Annotated in this window: 2 protein-coding genes; both read left to right on the plus strand. The window is 71.9% G+C overall.

The features are described from left to right. Positions 1 to 102: 102 nt before the first annotated feature. Positions 103 to 1,575: a peptidoglycan D,D-transpeptidase FtsI family protein gene (locus tag ACTIR_RS0114310; RefSeq protein ID WP_026454808.1), complete on the plus strand. Its 1,473-nt coding sequence runs from the start codon at positions 103 to 105 to the stop codon at positions 1,573 to 1,575. Positions 1,576 to 1,577: 2 nt separating this feature from the next. Continuing rightward, positions 1,578 to 2,523, plus strand: a 946-nt coding sequence (locus ACTIR_RS23420) for a serine/threonine-protein kinase (RefSeq protein WP_065388593.1), incomplete at its 3' end; no start/stop codon positions are given.

Consider the following 2,523-nt stretch of genomic DNA (forward strand, 5'->3'; position numbering starts at 1 on the left):
GGGCCCCACGCCCGCGCCGGGCCCCGCAGCCCCCGCGGACCACGGACCGCCGCAGGGCCCGTCCGGACCGGCGGGCCACAGCCCTGAAAGGGGGAATCGGACGTGAACACCCCCCTGCGCAAGGTCGGGGTCGCCATGCTGGCGATGGTGACGCTGCTGCTGGCCAACGCGACGTACGTCCAGGTGGTCGAGGCCGACGACTACCGCACCGACGGGCGGAACAGCCGCGTGCTCTACGACGAGTACTCCCGCGAACGCGGCAAGATCGTCTCGGAGGACGCGGGCCAGGTGCTGGCCGGGATCGAGCCCACCGACGACGCGACGTTCCAGTACCGGCGCACCTACGCCAACGGCCCGATGTACGCCCCGGTGACCGGGCACTACTCGGTCAACTACGGCGCGTCCGGCCTGGAGAGCGCCTACGACGAGTTCCTCAACGGTTCCGACCCCCGGCTGTTCGTCCGCAGGCTCTCCGACCTGATCACCGGCAGCGACACCCGCGGCGGGAACGTCCGGGTGACCATCGATCCCGCCGTGCAGGAGGCCGCCTACCAGGCGATGACCGACCGCGGCTACACCGGCTCCGTCGTGGCGCTCGACCCGAAGACGGGCGACATCCTCGCGATGGTGTCCACGCCCTCGTACGACCCGAACGAACTCGCCTCGCACAACTCCGAGGAGCAGCAGGAGGCCTGGCAGCGCTACACCGACGACCCGGACGGACCGATGGCGAACCGGGCGATCCGGGAAACGTACCCGCCGGGTTCCACGTTCAAGCTGGTCACCACGGCCGCGGCACTGGAGAACGGTGCGGACCCAAACACCGAGGTCACCCGGGAGTCCGAGGTGGAACTGCCCGGCACGAGTGCCACGCTGGAGAACTTCAACGGCAGCACCTGCCCCGGTGGCACGCTCGCCGACGCGCTGGCGCACTCCTGCAACACCGCCTTCGCCGAACTCGCGGCCGAACTCGGCGAGGAGAAACTGCGGGAGACCGCCGCCGACTTCGGCATCGGGATGTCGGACCTGCGGGTGCCCATGCCGGTCGCGCAGTCGCAGCTCGGTGACCTGGAAAGTGACGCCACGCTGTACCAGAGCGGGATCGGCCAGCGCGACGTCCGGCTCACCCCGCTGCAGGACGCCCTGCTGGCCGCGACGGTCGCCAACGACGGGGTCGCGATGAAACCGCGGTTGGTGAGCGAACTCACCGCCCCGGACCTGTCGCACATCGAGTCGTTCCCACCGGAGGAGCTGACCGGCGACCCGGCGATGTCGGCGGCGAACGCGGGCGTGCTGCGGGACATGATGATCGCGTCGGAGAGCAACACCGGCGGGGGCGGCAAGGACCCCGCCCTCAAGATCGCCTCGAAGACGGGCACCGCCGAGCACGGCTCCGACCCGAAGTCCACTCCCCCACACGCCTGGTACACCGCCTTCGCCCCGTACGACAACCCGGAGATCGCGGTGGCCGTCCTCGCCGAGTCCGGTGGTGACCGGGGCCTCGCCGCGACCGGTGGCTCGGTCGCCGCCGAGGTCGGCAGGGCCACCGTGGCGGCCGCCCTCGGGGGTGGCTGAGCGTGCTGTCGACGGGGCAACTGATCGCCCAGCGCTACCGGCTGGTGAACCGCATCGCCGTCGGTGGGATGGGCGAGGTGTGGGAGGCGTCCGACACCCGCCTCGACCGCACGGTCGCGGTGAAGATCCTCAAGGCGGAACTGTCCGGGGACGCCGAGTTCCTGCACCGGTTCCGGGCCGAGGCGCGCACGACCGCGTCGCTGAACCACCAGGGCGTCGCCGCCGTACACGACTACGGGGAGACCGAGACCGGCGACCACTCCATCGCCTTCCTGGTCATGGAACTGGTCGAGGGCGAACCGCTGGCGGCGATCCTCGCCCGGCAGGGCCGCATCGCGGCCGAGTACGTGCTGGACATCCTCGAACAGGCGGGACGGGCGCTGCAGGCCGCACACGAACGCGGGCTGGTGCACCGGGACGTGAAGCCGGGCAACATCCTGGTCACCTCGTCGGGCGGGGTGAAGCTCACCGATTTCGGCATCGCGAAGGCGGCGCACTCCGCGCCGGTCACCCGCTCCGGCATGGTGATGGGGACCGCGCACTACATCGCGCCGGAGCAGGCACTCGGGCAGGACGCGGAACCCGCGAGCGACGTCTACTCCCTCGCCGTGTGCGGCTACGAATGCCTGGCCGGGTACCGGCCGTTCCTCTCCGAGCACGCGGTCAGCGTCGCCATGATGCACATCCGGGACCGCCCGCCACCGCTGCCGCCGGACGTCCCCCCGGGAGCGCGGGCGGTGGTCGAGGCCACGTTGGTCAAGGACGCACGACACCGTTACGCCACCGGCGGCGAGTTCGCCAACGCCGTGGCCGCGGTGCGGGCCGGCCACCCCCTGCCCACCCCCACCAGGCTGGCCGCCGCCGGGTACCTGACCCATCCGGTCCCCCCGAACCCCCCGGGGCAGGTTCCGCCCGGCCGGACCCCGACCGGCCCGCCGCCTTCCGGTG

The organism is Saccharomonospora iraqiensis subsp. iraqiensis (assembly GCF_000430445.1).
Taxonomy (GTDB): domain Bacteria; phylum Actinomycetota; class Actinomycetes; order Mycobacteriales; family Pseudonocardiaceae; genus Saccharomonospora; species Saccharomonospora iraqiensis.